Origin of the sequence: Dactylosporangium sucinum, assembly GCF_014647515.1 — a bacterium.
Lineage (GTDB): Bacteria > Actinomycetota > Actinomycetes > Mycobacteriales > Micromonosporaceae > Dactylosporangium > Dactylosporangium sucinum.
On sequence record NZ_BMPI01000024.1, the window covers coordinates 70,027 to 86,576 of the forward strand.

At 73.6% G+C, this 16,550-nt stretch carries 19 protein-coding genes; 10 read left to right on the top strand and 9 right to left on the bottom strand.

Going from position 1 to position 16,550, the window contains the following annotated elements; all coding sequences use genetic code 11:
- Nucleotides 1-197: 197 nt before the first annotated feature.
- From IEZ31_RS24280 to IEZ31_RS24290, 3 genes are read right to left on the bottom strand one after another with little or no spacing between them, the layout of a single operon-like run.
- Nucleotides 198-1,181: an isopenicillin N synthase family dioxygenase gene (locus IEZ31_RS24280; protein ID WP_190252255.1), complete on the bottom strand. Its 984-nt coding sequence runs from the start codon at nt 1,179-1,181 to the stop codon at nt 198-200.
- Nucleotides 1,181-1,867, bottom strand: coding sequence for a hypothetical protein (locus tag IEZ31_RS24285; RefSeq protein WP_190252256.1), 687 nt, complete (start codon nt 1,865-1,867; stop codon nt 1,181-1,183). The genes IEZ31_RS24280 and IEZ31_RS24285 overlap by 1 nt, the downstream gene beginning before the upstream one ends.
- Nucleotides 1,864-2,478 carry an ATP-binding cassette domain-containing protein gene (locus tag IEZ31_RS24290; protein ID WP_190252257.1) on the bottom strand — a complete coding sequence of 205 codons (615 nt, stop codon included), beginning with the start codon at nt 2,476-2,478 and terminating at the stop codon, nt 1,864-1,866. The genes IEZ31_RS24285 and IEZ31_RS24290 overlap by 4 nt, the downstream gene beginning before the upstream one ends.
- Nucleotides 2,479-2,560: 82 nt before the next feature.
- Here IEZ31_RS24290 and IEZ31_RS24295 point away from each other — a divergent pair, with 82 nt between their 5' ends.
- From IEZ31_RS24295 to IEZ31_RS24305, 3 genes are read left to right on the top strand one after another with little or no spacing between them, the layout of a single operon-like run.
- Nucleotides 2,561-2,794 (top strand): helix-turn-helix domain-containing protein, encoded by a 234-nt coding sequence (locus IEZ31_RS24295; protein ID WP_190252258.1) that lies wholly within the window; start codon nt 2,561-2,563, stop codon nt 2,792-2,794.
- Nucleotides 2,794-3,345, top strand: a complete 552-nt coding sequence (locus IEZ31_RS24300; protein WP_190252259.1) for a Clp protease N-terminal domain-containing protein — start codon at nt 2,794-2,796, stop codon at nt 3,343-3,345. Before IEZ31_RS24295 ends, IEZ31_RS24300 begins: the two co-directional genes overlap by 1 nt.
- A gap of 14 nt (nt 3,346-3,359) precedes the next feature.
- Complete coding sequence (locus IEZ31_RS24305; protein WP_190252260.1) at nt 3,360-4,391, top strand: winged helix DNA-binding domain-containing protein; 1,032 nt, start codon at nt 3,360-3,362, stop codon at nt 4,389-4,391.
- On the opposite strand, the gene IEZ31_RS24310 is transcribed toward IEZ31_RS24305, so the two are convergent.
- Complete coding sequence (locus tag IEZ31_RS24310; RefSeq protein WP_190252261.1) at nt 4,382-5,482, bottom strand: FAD-dependent oxidoreductase; 1,101 nt, start codon at nt 5,480-5,482, stop codon at nt 4,382-4,384. The two genes, IEZ31_RS24305 and IEZ31_RS24310, sit on opposite strands and share 10 nt — an antisense overlap.
- A gap of 96 nt (nt 5,483-5,578) precedes the next feature.
- Here IEZ31_RS24310 and IEZ31_RS24315 point away from each other — a divergent pair, with 96 nt between their 5' ends.
- Nucleotides 5,579-6,172, top strand: a complete 594-nt coding sequence (locus IEZ31_RS24315) for a TetR/AcrR family transcriptional regulator (protein ID WP_190252262.1) — start codon at nt 5,579-5,581, stop codon at nt 6,170-6,172.
- A gap of 112 nt (nt 6,173-6,284) precedes the next feature.
- Here the strand turns inward: IEZ31_RS24315 and IEZ31_RS24320 are convergent, their stop codons facing one another.
- Nucleotides 6,285-6,926, bottom strand: coding sequence for a hypothetical protein (locus tag IEZ31_RS24320; RefSeq protein WP_190252263.1), 642 nt, complete (start codon nt 6,924-6,926; stop codon nt 6,285-6,287).
- A gap of 60 nt (nt 6,927-6,986) precedes the next feature.
- Here IEZ31_RS24320 and IEZ31_RS24325 point away from each other — a divergent pair, with 60 nt between their 5' ends.
- The 3 genes from IEZ31_RS24325 (at nt 6,987) to IEZ31_RS24335 (ending at nt 12,115) form a co-directional block, all read left to right on the top strand.
- Nucleotides 6,987-7,784, top strand: coding sequence for a phosphatase (locus IEZ31_RS24325; RefSeq protein ID WP_190252264.1), 798 nt, complete (start codon nt 6,987-6,989; stop codon nt 7,782-7,784).
- Nucleotides 7,785-7,896: 112 nt separating this feature from the next.
- On the top strand, nt 7,897-8,937 hold the full coding sequence (locus tag IEZ31_RS24330; RefSeq protein WP_190252265.1) for a S1 family peptidase: 1,041 nt from the start codon (nt 7,897-7,899) through the stop codon (nt 8,935-8,937).
- 85 nt (nt 8,938-9,022) lie between these two features.
- Complete coding sequence (locus IEZ31_RS24335; protein ID WP_190252266.1) at nt 9,023-12,115, top strand: AfsR/SARP family transcriptional regulator; 3,093 nt, start codon at nt 9,023-9,025, stop codon at nt 12,113-12,115.
- 58 nt (nt 12,116-12,173) lie between these two features.
- Here the strand turns inward: IEZ31_RS24335 and IEZ31_RS24340 are convergent, their stop codons facing one another.
- Nucleotides 12,174-12,971, bottom strand: coding sequence for an ABC transporter permease (locus tag IEZ31_RS24340; RefSeq protein ID WP_190252267.1), 798 nt, complete (start codon nt 12,969-12,971; stop codon nt 12,174-12,176).
- On the bottom strand, nt 12,968-13,927 hold the full coding sequence (locus IEZ31_RS24345; protein WP_190252268.1) for an ATP-binding cassette domain-containing protein: 960 nt from the start codon (nt 13,925-13,927) through the stop codon (nt 12,968-12,970). Before IEZ31_RS24345 ends, IEZ31_RS24340 begins: the two co-directional genes overlap by 4 nt.
- A gap of 271 nt (nt 13,928-14,198) precedes the next feature.
- Here IEZ31_RS24345 and IEZ31_RS24350 point away from each other — a divergent pair, with 271 nt between their 5' ends.
- Genes IEZ31_RS24350 through IEZ31_RS24360 form a run of 3 tightly spaced genes read left to right on the top strand, consistent with a single transcriptional unit; the run spans nt 14,199 to nt 15,318 of the window.
- Complete coding sequence (locus IEZ31_RS24350; protein ID WP_190252269.1) at nt 14,199-14,654, top strand: cysteine dioxygenase; 456 nt, start codon at nt 14,199-14,201, stop codon at nt 14,652-14,654.
- Nucleotides 14,651-15,043: a rhodanese-like domain-containing protein gene (locus tag IEZ31_RS24355; RefSeq protein ID WP_229835799.1), complete on the top strand. Its 393-nt coding sequence runs from the start codon at nt 14,651-14,653 to the stop codon at nt 15,041-15,043. The genes IEZ31_RS24350 and IEZ31_RS24355 overlap by 4 nt, the downstream gene beginning before the upstream one ends.
- Nucleotides 15,040-15,318, top strand: a complete 279-nt coding sequence (locus IEZ31_RS24360; protein ID WP_190252270.1) for a Smr/MutS family protein — start codon at nt 15,040-15,042, stop codon at nt 15,316-15,318. Before IEZ31_RS24355 ends, IEZ31_RS24360 begins: the two co-directional genes overlap by 4 nt.
- On the opposite strand, the gene IEZ31_RS24365 is transcribed toward IEZ31_RS24360, so the two are convergent.
- Together IEZ31_RS24365 and IEZ31_RS24370 are read right to left on the bottom strand one after the other, a co-directional pair.
- Nucleotides 15,315-15,971, bottom strand: coding sequence for an AMIN-like domain-containing (lipo)protein (locus IEZ31_RS24365; protein ID WP_190252271.1), 657 nt, complete (start codon nt 15,969-15,971; stop codon nt 15,315-15,317). The two genes, IEZ31_RS24360 and IEZ31_RS24365, sit on opposite strands and share 4 nt — an antisense overlap.
- 65 nt (nt 15,972-16,036) lie before the next feature.
- Nucleotides 16,037-16,417 carry a DUF6401 family natural product biosynthesis protein gene (locus tag IEZ31_RS24370; RefSeq protein ID WP_229835800.1) on the bottom strand — a complete coding sequence of 127 codons (381 nt, stop codon included), beginning with the start codon at nt 16,415-16,417 and terminating at the stop codon, nt 16,037-16,039.
- Between the last annotated feature and the right edge of the window lie 133 nt (nt 16,418-16,550).

The following is a 16,550-nucleotide window of genomic DNA, read 5'->3' on the forward strand; positions in this document are numbered from 1 at the left end:
GTCGCGGTGTGGTGACTCAAACGTTAGGTACACCGCGAACTGGTTTGCTCCCGTCATCGTGCCACGAGCCCGACCTGCGTGAACGGCTCTGCGAACCCTTTCGTGGGTTCTACGAGCCGCACCGCCGGCCGGTGACGGGGATGTCGCCGTTCGTTGCGATTTCGGCCGATTCCGGCACCCACCGCCCGAACCTCGTGTCAGGCTGCCCCGACGTCCGCGCTGAGACCTGGAAAGACCTTGCCCACCTTGGCGACAAGATAATCACCATAGGTACCGTTAAATACGCGAAGGTCCTGTCCGTCCCAGCGGCGCTCGCCGCCGGCTCCCGTGGCCGCCCGGCCCGGCAGCGGCGGGACCTCCGCGGCGAAGTCCGGGTCGAAGAAGAAGGGGAACGACAGGCGCTCGTTGCCGCTGCGGTTGCGCACCCGGTGCGGGGTCGAGCGATACCACCCGCCGGTCATCCGGTCGAGCATGTCCCCGATGTTGCACACGAACGTGCCGGGCACCGGCGGCGCGTCGATCCACCCGGACGGGGTGCGCACCTGCAGGCCGCCGTTGCCGTCCTGCAGCAGCAGGGTCAGCAGGCCGTAGTCGGTGTGCTCGCCGACGCCCCACGCGTCGGTGTCCGGCTCGGCCGGCGGGTAGTGGAAGATGCGGAAGAGCACGGTCGGGTCGGCCGTGTACCCCGCGGCGAAGTAGTCCGGGGCGAGCCCGAGGCTCTGCGCCACCCCGCGCAGCACGGCCTGCGCCGTCGCGGTCAGCGCGGCGAGATACTCCAGCACCGCCGCGCGCAGCTCGGGGACCTGGCGGGGGAAGAGGTTCGCGCCGTGCAGCGGCAGCCCGGCGCGCACCCGCGGGTCGTCCGGGCCGAGCTCGGTGCCGAAGTAGAGGCCCTCCTTGGCGTCGGGCCGCCCCGAGGTCAGCTCGGCGCCGACCGGGAAGAACCCGCGCCACGCGCGGCCGCCGCGGGCCATCGCGATCTCCAGCTTGCCGGCCTCCGGCAGCGCGAAGAACGCCCGGGCGTGCCGGTCGAGCCGCTCGACGAGCTCCGCGGGCACGCCGTGGCCGGTCACGTAGAAGAACCCGCTGGCGCGGCACGCGGCCTCGATCCCGGCGGCGGCCACGGGGTCGGCGCCGTCGCGGACGAGCCGCGAGACGTCGACGATCGGCAGCTCGAGCATCAGCCCGCCAGCCGCAGGTGCCCCCGCCGGCGCAGCCGGACCGCCGAGGCGGTCCCCACCGCGGCCAGCAGCACGGCCAGCATGACGGCGGCGTGCACCAGCCCGCGCGCGAGGTAGTCGGCGCCGGTCTGGTCCACCGCGTAGGTGCCGATCTCGCGGCTGAACCAGAACGGCAGCAGCCGCGACGCCTCGCCGGCCGGGTCCATCATCATCTGTAACCCGACGACCAGCAGCAGGACCAGCGTGCCCTCCAGCTCGCGCGGGAGCACCGCGGCCAGCAGCAGGCCGAAGAGCGGGGCGACCAGCGTCAGCAGGACCATGACCAGGGCGATCGGTCCGTACCGCACGTCGTGCTGGTCGAACCGGATGAGCAGGAAATACGGCACGCTGAGGGCGCCGCCGAGGGCCCACAGCGCGCCGAGCCGGCCGAGCACCAACTGCCAGGTCTGGTAGCCGCCCAGCCGCAGCCGCGGCTCCATGCCCCGGGCCGCGTTCGCCGCGAACAGCGCCGCGGTGCTCAGCGCCCAGCTCAGCCCGAGGAACACGAAGCGGATCGACTGGCCGAGGTGCTCCTCGCGGCGGGTCAGGTAGAACGCGAGCGGCAGGAGCAGGATGATCGCCAGCACGCTGCGCCGGCGGGCGATCTCGCGCAGGGCCATCTCGGCCACGGTGAGCGTCTTCCTCATGCGCGCACCCCCGCCGGGGTGAGGTCGAGGACCGTGTCGACGCCGTCGAGCTGGGTCAGCAGATGGGTGACGACCACGATGGCCTTCCCTTCGTCGCGCCAGCGGTACAGCTGCTGCCAGAAATCCAGGTAGGTCCCCCGGTCGAAGCCCTGATACGGCTCGTCGAGCAGCAGCACGTCCGGCGCGCCGATGCCGGCCATCACCAGGTTGAGCTTCTGGCGGGTGCCGCCGGACAGCCGGCGCGCCTGCACGCGCGGGTCGGGCTCCCAGTCCAGCGCCCGGGCCCCGGCCCGGCCGGCGGCCCGGGACGCGCCGCGGGACAGGCCGCGACCGGCGCCGACGAGCAGGAAGTGCTCGTCGGGGACCAGGAAGTCGACCGTCCCGCCGTCCTGCGGGCAGTAGCCGAGGGTGCCGTGGATCTGGACCGTGCCGCGGTCGGGGCTGGCGAACCCGGCGCAGATGCGCAGCAGGGTGCTCTTGCCGCAGCCGTTGGCGCCGACGACGGCCGCGATCTGGCCGGCGCCGACCGCGAGATGGACGTTGTCGAGCACGGTCCGCCGTCCGTACCGCTTCGTGATGCCGCGCGCGTAGAGCTTCACGTCCTGGTGCACGCTCGGAGCCTAGCCCAGGGTTGTCATCCAGGGGCGTCAACTGAGGTTGACGGTGACCCACCTCGTCAACTATGGTTGACGCATGACGGAGGCGAACGACCTCGCCGCGGCGGCGGCCAGTCCCGATCCGCGCGTCGGCCTGCGGGCCGCCGTGGCGCTGCGGCGGCTCGCCGACGCGCTCGAGGTCCTCCAGGTCGACAACGCCCGCCTGCAGGGCTGGTCCTGGCAGGAGATCGCCGACGCGCTCGACGTGACGAAACAGGCGGTCCACAAGAAGCACGCCGGCCGCACGCCGGCCGAACCAAAGGGGGAGTGATGTTCGAGCGGTTCACGGAGGAGGCCCGCACGACCGTGCGGACCGCGTGGAGCGAGGCCGAGTCGCTCGGCCACCGCGCGATCGGCACCGAGCACCTGGTGCTCGCCATGCTCGCCGCGGACGGCGGCGTCGGGCGCACGGTGCTGCTGGCGTGCGGGGTCGAATACGGGGAGTGGCGGGCGGCGCTCGCCGCCGGCGACGACGCCGCGGCGCTGCGCTCGATCGGCATCGACCTCGACGCGGTGCGCTCCAGCGTCGAGGAGACGTTCGGCCCGGGCGCCCTGGACCGCGCCCAGCCGGCCGAGCGCGGCGGCTTCCTGTTCCGCCGCAGCACGCTGCCCAAGCGGTTCAACAACGGCGCCAAGAAGGCCCTGGAGCTGTCGCTGCGGGTCGCGATCTCGCTGAAGCACACCTCGATCGGCACCGAGCACCTCCTGCTCGGCGTGCTCAAGGAGGAGCGCGGGCTCGGCGCGCGGCTGCTGCGCGAGCACGGGATGAGCTACGACCGCACCGTCGAGCTGGTGCGCACCGCGCTGCGCGAGGCGGCCTGAACTACGGTGCTCCCATGGAGCAGACCCTCACCTGGCGCGCGCTGAACCGGGCGCTGCTGGCCCGCCAGCTGCTGTTGGAGCGGGCGCCGCTCGCCGTCCCCGAGGCGCTGGAGCGGATGGGCGGGCTCCAGGCGCAGTATGCGCCGTCGATGTACATCGGGCTCTGGACGCGCCTCGCCGGCCTCGACCGCGAGGAGCTCACCCGCCTGCTCGAACGCCGCGAGGTGGTCCAGGCGACGCTGCTGCGCTCCACCATCCACCTCGTGTCGCGGGCCGACTTCTGGCCGTTCGCGGAGGCCGTGCGCGCGGCACGCCGGGAGTGGTATCTGCGGGCCGTGCGCGACCAGCACGACCCGGCGGCGATGGACGCGGCGGTGGCCGAGCTGCGGGAGCTGCTGCGCGACGGGCCGCTGCGCCGCGCGGAGCTGGACAAGCGCTTCGGCGCTGCGATCCGCAACGGGATCGGCATGTACCTCGACCTGGTGCGCGTCCCGCCGTCCGGCACCTGGGCGCGGCGCCGGGCCGACCTCTTCGGTGCCGCCGAGGACTGGGTCGGCGCGTCGGACGCGTCCGAGCGCGACGGGCAGGAGCTGCTCGTCCGGCGGTATCTCGGCGCGTTCGGCCCGGCCCACCGCACCGAGATCGCCGACTGGGCCGGGCTGCCCGTCACCGCCGTCGCAGGGGTGCTCGGCCGCATGGAACTGCAGGCGTACCGCGACGAGTCCGGCCGCGAGCTGGTCGACCTGCCGGGGGCGCCGCTGCCCGACCCGGACACCCCGGCGCCGGTGCGCTTCCTGCCGACCTGGGACGCCGCCCTGCTCGCCCACGCGCGGCGGACCCGCATCCTGCCGGAGGAGCACCGCTCGAAGGTGTTCCACGTCCGGATGCCGCAGTCCGTCGGCACGTTCCTCGTGGACGGGCAGGTCGCCGGCACGTGGAAGTACAGCGGCGACGGGGTCGCGTGGGAGCCCTTCGCCACCCTGCCGGCCCGGGTCCGCCAGCAGGTGGCCGCGGAGGCGGACCGGCTGGCGGCCTTTCACGCCTGAGCCGGGGTCGTCCAGTCGACGTCGTAGTCGTACATCCACGCGCTGCCCCTCGCCGCGAATCGGCGGAAGAAGAACGGCATCATCACGTCGCGGACCCGCGCGGCGAGCGGCCCGGCCACCTTGGCGTCGACGGTGGCGCCGGCGGTCCTGAGCATCCGCGCCGTGCGCGGCGCCCGGAGCGCGGCGAACGCCTCCAGGGCCTGGTCCACGGCCGCCGCGTCGCGGACGCACTTGGCCAGCACCACGGCGTCCTCGATGGCCAGCGAGGCGCCCTGGCCGGCGCCGATCGGGTGGGCCGCGTCACCGACGAGGACCATGCCGTCGCGGTGGACGGCCGGCGTGGACGGCAGCCGCCGCATGACCGTGAACGGGTGCCACTGCTCGGTCCGCTCGATCACCCGCGTGGCCGGGCTCCGGTCGCCGGCGAAGAGCGCCGCCACGTCCTCGGCCGCCGGCCCGGGCCGGCCGGCCGGCACCTGCGCGGTCCACAGCGTGCCGTGCGCGGTCGCCGCGTGGACGAACGTCGCCCTCGCGCCGAACGTGAGGTTGAACGCGCCCGGCTCGACCGGGTGCGTGGACCGGCCGCCGATCGTCCACAGCCCGGCGTAGACCGGCGTCGCTGCCCGCGGATCGACGATCGTGCGCATCCGGGAGTGGATGCCGTCCGCCCCGACGACGAGGTCGGCGCGGTCCCGGGTGCCGTCGTCGAAGACGGCGCTCCGGCCGCGCACGTCGATCAGCCGGCGGCCCGTCACCACCTCGGCGCCGGCCCCGGCCGCCAGGTCGCGCAGCGTCTCGACCAGGTGGCCGCGCATGAGCGTGACGCGCTCGCGGGCCGTCTCGCCGAGCAGCCGGCCGCGGCCGCTCCACAGGCGCAGCAGCGGGATCGCCGTACCGCGGGCGGTGACGGCCGCCGCCGCCCCGATCGCGTCGAGCGCCCGCAGTCCGTTGGCGCCCAGGCTGACGAACGACCCGACGTCGCCGGCCGGGTCGGCGTACGCCTCGTACACCGTGACGTCCCAGCCGACCCGCCGCAGGGCGAGCGCCGCGACCGGCCCCGCCACGCCGCCACCGATGACCATCGCCCGCATCTCGCGCTCCTTAGCTGAATCGCAATTCACCGAACTGGAATTCAGTTTTGTCGGGGCGGGCATCTCCGGTCAAGGGGGCTGGGCGAGGATGGTGCGATGGCGACGCGGAAGGAGAAGGCGGCCCAGACGCAGGCGGCGCTGAAGGACGCGGCCCGCACGCTGTTCGCCGAGCGCGGCTACCTCAACACGAAGATCAGCGACATCACCGCCGCGGCGGGGCGGGCGGTCGGGTCGTTCTACGACCACTTCGCGAGCAAGGACGAGCTGCTCCGGGTGCTGCTCGCGGACATGGAGGCGACCGCCGAGGGCGAGCTGCCGGACCACGATCCCACGCACGACCTCGCCGACGAGGACCAGCTGCGGGCACACGTCGCGGCGGCCTGGACGACGTTCCGCGAGCACCTGCCGGTGATGGTGGCGCTGTTCCAGGCGTCGCTGGCCGAGGAGCCGTACAGTGGCGCGGCCCGCGAGCGCCTGCACGAGGACACGGCGACGCTGCGCGAGCACCTGGAGCACATGGCGTCGCTGGGCCGCCCGCTGCCGGGCCGCCCGGAAGTGGTGGCGGGCGCGATGGGCGCGATGCTGGCGTTCTTCGGCTACATCCACCTGACCGCGCCCGAGCCGCGCCTGACGGACGAGGAGGCGGTCGAGACCCTGACCCGCCTCCTCCTGCGCGGCCTCGCCGGCTAGGCCGGCCCGCCCAAACCAGCGTCGATCTTGCAGTTGTGGTTGCCGGTTTGCCCGTATATTTCCGGCATATCGGAACCACAACTGCAAGATCGACGGGGCGGGGCGGGGCTGATTACTCGGTGCGGTCCTGCATCTCCCAGAGGTGGTCCAGGATGTGCCAGGTGAAGCGGCGGGCGGCGTAGCGGGCGGTCCAGCCGTTGTCCGTCAGCGGTCCGCCGTCGTTCGGGGCCGACAGGGCCACCAGCACCGCGTCGCGCAGGGCCGCGACCGCGTCCGCGTCGTCGACGGCCGGGGGCTTGTGCTTGACGCCGACCTTGCGGGCGTACGCGGCCTCCGACTCCAGGACGTGGCCGATCATCTTGTCCCGGTCGCGGCCACCGCCGCGCGGGCCCTTGCGCAGCGACTCGGGGGCCGTCGCGGCGTAGCCGGCGAACGCGGCCCAGGCGGCGCTCAGCAGCCTGGTGTGCCGGTCGGCGACCGCCTTCGTGACCGGCTCGGCGTCGGAGGCCGGCTGGCCGTCGGGGGCGCCGAACTCGGTGGTCGCGGTGCCGGGCACCCGCTCCGCCACGGTGAACCGGGGCGCGGCCGGGAACTTGTAGCCGGCCGCGGTCGCGATCGGCGCGTAGCGCTCGCCGTAGGCGGCGAGGGCCTCCAGCGCCTCCTCCTCGGTCTTGCCGAAGCGGCCCCAGCCCGGCCAGTCGAGACTGCCCGCGAAGATCTTCTTCCTGCCCACCTCGAGGTACACGTCCGCCATGTCTGTGACCTTAAGCCGCATGCCTCGGCGGTGGGGTGGCGTGTCCCTACCATTGGTCATATGCCGGATCTTGTGAGTTATCTTCGCGACGCGAAGCTTGCCGGAGATGTCGAGACCACCCGTTCCTCCAATCACGGCAACGCGACCGCCTTCGCCGAGGGGCACGAGGGCTACCGCTTCGGACTGGTCCCGTTGAAGACCTGGACCCTGCCGCAGGTGCTGTCCGTGATGGCCGAGCGGGTCGGCATCGACCCCGATCCCGCGCGGGCCACCGGTACCGACGTGATCGATCCGCACAAGACCGTCCGCGCGCTGGAGCGCATGCGGGACCGGCTGCGGCTGGCCGCGCAGCGGCGCGAGCGCGTGCTGGTGGCGACCGGTCACCCGGCGGGGATGATCGAGGTGCATCTCGCGGTCGCGGCCGCGCTGCGGGCCGCCGGCTGCGAGCTGCTGCGGCCGGCGCCGGGCGCGGTGTTCGCCTCTCCCGGGCGGTACGGCGGGCGCGAGTATCAGCTCGCGGTGCGCTATGTCGGCGGGGTCGCCGTCGCGGCCGAGCGAGGCATCGCGCTGTGGCACACCCACTCGCCGGACGGCATGCGGATCATGCTGGCCGAGCTGGAGCGGCAGGGCGAGCCGCTGCCCGACCTGGTCGTCGCCGACCACGGGTTCGCCGGCGCGGCCGCCGCGGCCGGGCTCGACGTGGTGGCGTTCGCCGACAGCAACGACCCCGCCCTGTTCGTCGCCGAGGCCGAGGGCCGCGTGTCGGTGACCGTCCCGATCGACGACAACGTGCAGCCCCACCTGTACGGGCCGGTGAGCGAGTTCCTGCTGGACGGGGTGGGGATCAGTACCTTGTGATATGACGCGGGTGCTATGGACCAATTTGACAGTGATTCTTGTGTGCCTTCCTTTCCGATGAAAGCATCGGTCGCGGCCGATATTCATCGGCTCCGATATTGGGGAGGCTCACGTGAGACTCACAAGGTCCTCGCTCCGGCGGGCCGCGGTCATCGCCGCGGGTGCCGGTCTCGTCGCCGGTTCGATCCTCGCACCGTCCGTCGCCGCCGCGGCGACGGAAGCCCAGGCGGCCTCGGCCGAGGCGCTCGTGGCACAGCTCGGCACCCGGACCGCCGGCTCGTACCTCGACGCCCAGGGCAACCTCGTCGTCAACGTCACCGACGCCGCGACCGCCAAGAGCGTCGAGGCGACCGGCGCCAAGACCCGCAAGGTCCAGCGCAGCGGCGCCGAGCTGGCCCGCATCACCGCGACGCTCGACGCCAAGGCCGCGATCCCGGGCACGGCGTGGGCCGTCGACCCGGTCAGCAACCAGGTCGTCGTGTCGATCGACAGCACGGTGCCGGCCGAGCACGTCAAGACCATCGAGGCCACCGTCGCGAGCTTCGGCGGCGGCGCGCGCATCGAGCGGCTCTCCGGCGAGCTGCGCCCGACGATCTCCGGCGGCCAGGCCATCTACGCCGGCGGCTCCCGCTGCTCGCTCGGCTTCAACGTGGTCAGCGGCAGCACGTACTACTTCCTGACGGCCGGCCACTGCACCAACATCGGGTCGACGTGGACGACGAGCAGCGGCTCGGTCCTCGGCACCCGCGCCGGCACGAGCTTCCCGGGCAACGACTACGGCATCGTGCGCTACGCGGCCGGCGTCGCCCACCCCGGCAACGTGTACCTCTACAACGGCAGCTACCAGGAGATCACCTCCGCCGGGAACGCCACCGTCGGCCAGTCGGTCCGCCGCAGCGGCTCGACCACCGGCGTGCGCAGCGGCAGCGTCACCCAGACCGGCGCCACCGTGACGTACTCCCAGGGCCAGGTCAGCGGCCTGATCCGCACCACGGTCTGCGCCGAGCCCGGCGACAGCGGCGGCTCGCTCTTCGCCGGCACGACGGCCCTCGGCCTGACCTCGGGCGGCAGCGGCAACTGCACCTCCGGCGGCGTGACCTACTTCCAGCCGGTCACCGAGCCGCTCAGCGTCTACGGCGTGAGCATCTACTGATCCTGCTTGATCCCTGGTGGAAGGGGCCGCGGGCCGGACGCCGTCCGGTCCGCGGCATCCGCGTGGACGGTGGCAGAGTTGACGCATGCGCGTCGGGCTGCTCGGACCACTCACCGTCGAGGCCGGTGGACGCTCCGTCGAGGTCGGCGGGGCCCGCCTGCGCACGCTGCTCGTCCGGCTGGCCGTCGAGGCGGGCCGCCCGGTGCCGGTCGACCAGTTGGCCGACGCGCTGTGGCCGGGGGAGCCGCCGGCCGACCCGGCCAACGCGGTCCAGTCGCTCGTGTCCCGGCTGCGCAAGTCCCTCGGCGACCCGGTCGCGCTGGTCTCCGGCCCGGGTGCGTACCGGCTGGACGCCGACGAGCTCGACACCGTCCGGTTCGAGCGGCTCACCGCCGAGGGCCGCCGGGCACTGCGGGCCGGCGACCACGCGGCCGCGGTACACCTGCTGCGAGAGGCGCTCGCCCTGTGGCGGGGTCCGGCGCTGGCCGACGTCGCCGGCGCCCCGTTCGCCGAGGCGCTCGCCGCGCGGTGGGAGGAGCTGCGCCTGGCCGCGACCGAGGACCTCGCGGAGGCCGGCGACGACGACGTGGCGCGGCTCCAGGAGCTGGTGGCCGCGCACCCGCTGCGCGAGCGGCTCGTCGCGCTGCTCATCCGGGCGCTGCACGCCGCCGGGCGGCCGGCCGAGGCGCTCGCCGCCTTCGAGGACTGCCGCCGGCGCCTCGCCGGCGAGCTGGGCGTCGACCCGTCGCCGGCGCTGCGCGAGGCGCACGTGGCGGTGCTGCGCGCCGACCGGCCGGCCCGCGGCGGCAACCTGCGCGCGGCCCTGACCAGCTTCGTCGGCCGCGACGGCGACGTCGAGCGGCTCGCCGCGCAGATCGTCGACAGCCGGCTGGTCACCCTGGTCGGCCCGGGCGGGGCGGGCAAGACCCGGCTGGCCACGACCGTCGCGGCGGCGGCCGGCGGGGCGTGGCTGGTCGAGCTGGCGCCGGTGACCGAGGCGGGCGAGGTTCCGGCCACGGTACTGCGGACGCTCGTCGCCGGCGGCCTCGTCCCCGGCGAAGCGCCGCACCTGCCCCGCCGCCACGACACCGTCGACCAGCTGGCCGAGGCGCTGACCGTCCCCGGCGTCCTGCTGCTGCTCGACAACTGCGAGCACGTCGTGGACGCCGCCGCCCGGCTGAGCGAGGAGCTGCTCGGCCGCTGCCCGAAGCTGCACATCCTGGCCACCAGCCGCGAGCCGCTCGGCATCCTCGGCGAGCAGCTGTTCCCGGTCGGCCCGCTGGCCCACCCCGGCGCCGCTGTCCCGGCCGCCGTGGCGCGCGCCAGCCCGGCCGTGCAGCTGCTGGCCGACCGGGCGGCCGCCGTGCGCCCGGGCTTCGCGGTCACCGACGACAACGTCGACGCCGTGGTCGAGATCTGCCGGCGCCTCGACGGGCTGCCGCTCGCCGTCGAGCTGGCCGCGGCCCGGCTGCGGTCGTTCACCGCCGAGCAGGTCGCGGCCCGGCTCGACGACCGGTTCCGGCTGCTCACCGGCGGCAGCCGCACCGCCCTGCCGCGGCACCGGACGCTGCACGCCGTCGTCGCCTGGAGCTGGGAGCTGCTCGGCGCGCCGGAGCGCCGGTTCGCCGAGGCGGTCGCCGTGTTCCCCGGCGGGTTCGACGCGCCGGCGGCCGCGGCCGTGGCCGGGGTGCCCGACGCCGAGGAGCACCTCGACGCCCTCGTCGACCGCTCGCTGTTGCAGGTGGTGAGCGTCAACGGCGGCGTGCGGTACCGCATGCTCGAGACGATCCGCGAGTTCGCCCTGGAGGAGCTGGCCCGGCGCGGGGGAGTGGCCCGGGCCCGGGCCGCGCACGCCGCGCACTTCCTCGCCCTGCTGGAGCAGGCCGAGCCGCACCTGCGCACCGCCGCGCAGGTCGAGTGGCTGGAGCGGCTGCGGCCCGAGCGGGACAACGTCCACGCCGCCGTCGCGCACTTCTGCGAGTCCGGCGAGGCGATCGGCGCGTACCGGATCGGGGCGGCCGCCGGGTGGCTGTGGACGTTCGAGGACACCCACGCCGAGGCAGCGGCCTCGCTCGACCGCATCCGCCGCGTGCCGGGCGACGTGCCGGCCGGCCTGCGCGTCGTCGTGCTGGCCGTGCACCTGGTCAACAGCGGGTTCGCCGGCGACTTCGTCTTCGCCGGCGACGAGCTGGACGAGCTGGTGGCGCTCGCGGCCACGGTGCCGCCGGCCGGCGCGCACCCCTTCGTGAGCCTCATCGAGCCGGTGGTGGCGATGTTCCGCGACGACAGCGAGGCCGGCGCCGCCGCCGTCGCCGAGCGGCTCGCCCAGCCGATCGACGCGTGGTCGCGGGCGATGCTGCTGTCCATCCTCGGCCACATGCGGGAGAACGACGGCGACATCGCCGGCATGCGGGCGGCGCTGGAGGCGTCGGCCGCCGAGTTCCGCGAGGTCGGCGAGCGGTGGGGGCTGTCGATGACGGTCTCGTCGCTCGCCGACGCGCACGCGCGCCGCGGCGACCTCGCCGCCGCCGTGGCGGGCCTGGAGGAGTCGGTCCGGCTGCACCGGGAGCTCGGCATCTCGGGCGGCGAGGGGTACCAGCGGATCCGCATCGCCGCGCTGAGGGCGCGCATCGCCGGCCCGGAGGTCGCGCGGGCCGAGCTGCGCGCGTTCGTCGAGGACCCGGCCGCCGCGCCCCGCGACGTGTCGCACGCGATGCTGGAGCTCGGGCACCTGGCCCGCGCCGAGGGCGACCTCGACGACGCCGGCCGCCGCTACGCCGAGGCCTGGCGGCTGCAGCAGTCGGTGCCGCTGGTGGCGCCGCAGTACCGCGCGGTCCTGCACCTCTCGCACGCCCACGTCCACATCGAGCGCGGCGAGTTCGGCGCCGCCCGGGGCCGGCTGGACGACGCGCTGGGCCTGGCCCTGCCGGTGCGTGACATGCCGGTCGTGGCGCGGATCGCGGTCGGCCACGCGGCGCTGGCCCTGGCCGAGCGGCGGGCGGAGCGCGGCGCCGAGCTCCTCGGCGCGGCCGAGCAGCTGGCCGGCGGGGCCGACCACTCGGATCCGGACTGGCTGCGCACGACGGCACGGCTGCGGGAGGCCCTCGGCGCCGCCTTCGACGCGGCGCACGCCCGCGGCCTGACGATGCCGCGGGCGGACGCGTTGTCGCTGCCGTAGGTGCACTACGCCGTGCGGCGATGCCGCGGGCGGACGCGTTGTCGCTGCCGTAGGTGCACTACGCCTTGCGGCGGTAGGCGCGGACGGCGAGCGGCGCGAAGACCGCGAGGATCGCCACCGACCACACCAGCGTCTTGATCACCGGCCCGGCGACCGGCCCGGTGCCGACCATGAGTGCCCGGGCCGCCTGCATGGCGTCGGCGACCGGGTTGACCTTCACCCAGGCCTGCAGCCAGCCGGGCAGGGTGTTGGTCGGCACCAGCACGTTGGTGCCGAACGTGAGCGGGAACATGATGACGAAGCCGAGGCCCTGCACCGCGCCCGGCTCGCGGACGACCATGCCGAGCAGCACGAACATCCAGCTGAAGCAGAACGCCATGAACATCACCAGCAGGCAGGCGGCCAGCACCGACAGGACGTCGGTCTGCAGCCGGAAGCCCACGATGTAGCCGAAGCCGATCATCACCACGATCGACACCACGAACCGGATCATGTCGCCGAGCACGCCGCCGATGAGCGGCGCGGAGCGGCCGATCGGCAGGCTGCGGAACCGGTCGAAGACGCCGGTCTTGATGTCGGTGTTGAGGCTGACGCCGGTCGGTGCCGAGGCGAACAGCACGTTCTGCACCAGCAGGGCCGGCAGCAGGAACTGCAGGTAGTCGTGGCGCGAACCGGCGATGGCGCCGCCCAGGAGGTACACGAACAGCACGATGAAGATGATCGGCTGGAGCGTGACGTCCAGGAGCTGCTCCGGCGTGCGCATGGTCTTGATGAGGCTGCGGCGGGCCATCACCAGGCTGTGCCGCACGAGCCCGAACGGCCTTGCCGGAACGGCCGCGATGATCTGCGTGGTCATGCCGTCACCTCCTCCTTGCGGGCTTCCTCGCCGCCGCGGGTCAGGGTGAAGAACACCTCGTCGAGGCTGGGCAGGTGCAGCGACAGCTCGATGACGCCGATCCCGGCCTCGTCGAGCCGGCGGACGACGGCCGTCATCGCGCGGTCGTCGCTGACCGGCACCGACAGCACGCCCCGGCCGCGGGACTCGACCTGGTTGCCGGACACCGAGGCGAGGATCGTCTCGACGGTCGCCAGGTGGGCCGGGTCGGTCGGCCGGACGCTGATCGTCTGGCCGCCGACGATGTGCTTGAGCTGGGCCGGCGTGCCGTGCGCGATGACCTTCCCGTAGTTGATCACCGAGATGTTGTCGGCGAGCGCGTCGGCTTCTTCGAGGTACTGCGTGGTCAGCAGCACCGTCGTGCCCTCCTGGACCTGCGCGCGGACCATGTTCCAGACGTCCTCGCGCTTGGCCGGGTCGAGGCCGGTGGTGGGCTCGTCGAGGTACACCACGGCCGGCCGCCCGACCAGGCTCGCGGCCAGGTCGAGCCGGCGGCGCATGCCGCCCGAGTACGTCTTGGCCGGGCGGTTCGCGGCCTCGGTGAGGTCGAACTCGGCGAGCAGCTGCGCGGCCCGCGCCTTCGCCTCCTTGGCCCGCAGGTCGAGCAGCTGGCCGATGAGCACGAGGTTCTCGGTGCCGGTGAGGTCCTCGTCGACCGACGCGAACTGGCCGGTCAGCCCGCTGATGCGGCGCACCTCGGCCGGCTGGCGCACGACGTCGTAGCCGCCGACGACCGCCCGGCCCGCGTCGGGGCGCAGCAGCGTGGCGAGGATGCGCACGGCGGTGGTCTTGCCGGCGCCGTTGGGGCCGAGGACCCCGAGCACTGTGCCCGGCTCGGCGGCGAGGTCCACCCCGTCCAGCGCGATGGTCTTGCCGAAGCGCTTGACCAGACCGGTGGCCTGGAAAGCGAAACTCATGGCGTTGTTCCCCCTGTGGATGGTTCTTGACGCTCTCAGGGTGGCGGACGCTGCTGTCAAACCGCGCACAAAGTCCTGACACGGGCTGACAGGGTTTGGCGTCCCACATCGTGGGCGCTGGTAGCATCCATGCCGTGGCGCTGCTTACCCGACGACTGGTGGTCGACCTCGCTCGACACGCCAGCGCGCGCTGTCCCCGCTAGAGCCGTCGCTCGCGGTCTTTTTTTATGCTTTAATTCCTATCTAGTACGTGCGAATACTGGAGTTTCCCGTGACGCTCTCGCTTGCCCTCGACCACCTGGAAGTCGCCCGGTCGTACGCCTCGGCACCCGACGACTGGCCGTTCGCACCCCGCTTCGACCCGGCCTCGCGCTGGTACGGCCGGCTCGCCGCCGCCGACGACCACGAGGTCTGGTTGCTCACCTGGCTGCCCGGCCAGGCGACCGACCTGCACGACCACGGCGGCTCCGCCGGCGCCTTCACCGTCGTCTCCGGCGAGGTCGTCGAGCAGACCGTCGGCGGCGGCCAGCTGGTGAACACCGTGCTGCCGGCCGGGCAGGGGCGGCGCTTCGGCGCGCACCACGTGCACCGGGTCGTCAACGCGGGCACCCGGCCGGCGGTCACCGTGCACGTGTACGGGCCGGCGCTGACGGCCATGACGCGGTACCGGCTGCACGACGGCCGCCTGACCGTCGAGTCCGTCACGAAGGCCGGAGCGGACTGGTGAGCGGCCGCGGCATCGACGAGATCCTCGCCGAGGCGCGCGGCCGCCTGGCCCGGCTCGACGCCGACCAGGCCCGGCTCGCCTTCGCCGAGGGGGCCGTCCTGGTGGACATCCGCCCGGCGGCGCAGCGGGCACACGAGGGCGAGATCCCGGGCGCGCTGATCGTCGAGCGCAACGTCCTGGAGTGGCGGTTCGACCCGCGCAGCGCCGCCCGGCTGCCGATCGCCGACCGCTACGACCTGCCCGTGGTCGTGTTCTGCTCCGAGGGGTACACGTCGTCGCTGGCCGCCGCCGCGCTGCAGGACCTGGGGCTGCACCGGGCGACCGACCTGGCCGGCGGCTTCCAGGCGTGGAAGGCGGCCGGCCACCCGGTGACTACGCTGGTGGGGTGAAGCTCAAGCTCGACCTCCACGACATCTTCAACCGCAGCGGCGACATCGACCGCGCGCTGCGCGGGATCATCGACGAGGCGGTCGCCAAGCGCGCCAGCCTCGTCGAGATCATCCCCGGCAAGGGGTCGGGTCAGCTGAAGAAGCGGGTGATCCGCTTCCTCGACCAGCGCGAGATCAAGGCGCTGTACCACCGGGTGGAGAAGGACTCCGACAACTGGGGGCGCCTTTTCGTGCACTTCCGGTGGAACGAGTCGTCCGGCCGTCGCGGCCGCTAGCTAGCCTGGGCCCTGCTGACGTCGACGGCGACGACGTAGGTCCCGTCGGGGCGTTTGCGCTCGCCGACGCGGATCTGCGGGCGGCTCGCCGCGAAGCCGAACCCGTAGGTCACGTAGGCCTCGTAGTCCCCGGCCAGCTGGTAGCCGCTGATCTGCCGGAAGCCGGGGCGTTGCAGGCCCCGGGGCACGGTGGCCCGGCCGGCGTCGTCGTGCGCGTGGGCGGGGTTGAAGACGATCTGGAGGTATCCACGGCCGGGGAGCTGGACCGGGTCCCCGCTGCCGTCCTGCACGACCTGCTGGACATAGCGGAAGCGGTACCCCGGGAAGTTCGCGGCCCGGAAGGCGAAGGTCACGCGTTCATAGCCGTCCGCCGTGTGGTCGCCGGCCTTGACCTCGACCAGGATCGGCACCGGGGGGACGCTGACCCTGTCTTCTACGGTGACTTCTTCGGTCGGCACTCCCCAGTTGTACTGAATGGTGAGTCCTGGGTCGTCTGCCGGCGTCTCGGCGGGTTTGTCGGTTGTTGCTGCTGTGGTGCTGGTCGGCGCGGTGCTGTTGTGCGCGGTGCTTGCCGGCGGCGCTGCCGGCGCGTCAGCGTTCGCGCAGGCCGCGAGCAGGGCGGTCGCGGCTACCAAGGTGAGCAGGCGCTGCATCGGGAACCCCTTCGCTGGTGGGTTCCTCATCGACGCGCGTGCCCCCGGGTCGGTTTACCTGGTGCTCAGAACGCGTCCGCGGCGTCGGCCAGGTGGCAGACGGCGACGAGCCGCAGGACGGTCCAGTCGGCGGCGGACCAGTCGACGCTGTCCGGCGTCGGCAGCGGCCGGCCGTGGCGCTGGTGCACCGCGATGACCGACCTGGCGTACCCGGCGAGCGAGATCGAGCCGACCCGCTTCCCGGCCGCCGTCAGGCTCTCCCGGACGGCCGCGGCGTGCTGGTCGACCTTGGCGAGCAGGAACGGCTGGGCCAGCGCCTCGACCAGGCCGTCGACGCCGACCATGGCCATGACCTGGTCGAGGTAGTGGCGGGCGTCGAGGTCGGCGGTCGCGAGGTAGGCGGCGTCGAAGTTGGCGTCCATGGCCGGCGTGCGTTCGTTGTTCATGGACGATGACGCTAGGCGGCTCCGGGCCGTCCGGGGCCGCCAACAACCGAGCGGCACCCGTACCTGACCTGGCGTACTCCTGTCGGAAAACTGTCGGTGGGGGCGTGCAGAATGTGCTCACCCCCACCTGGAG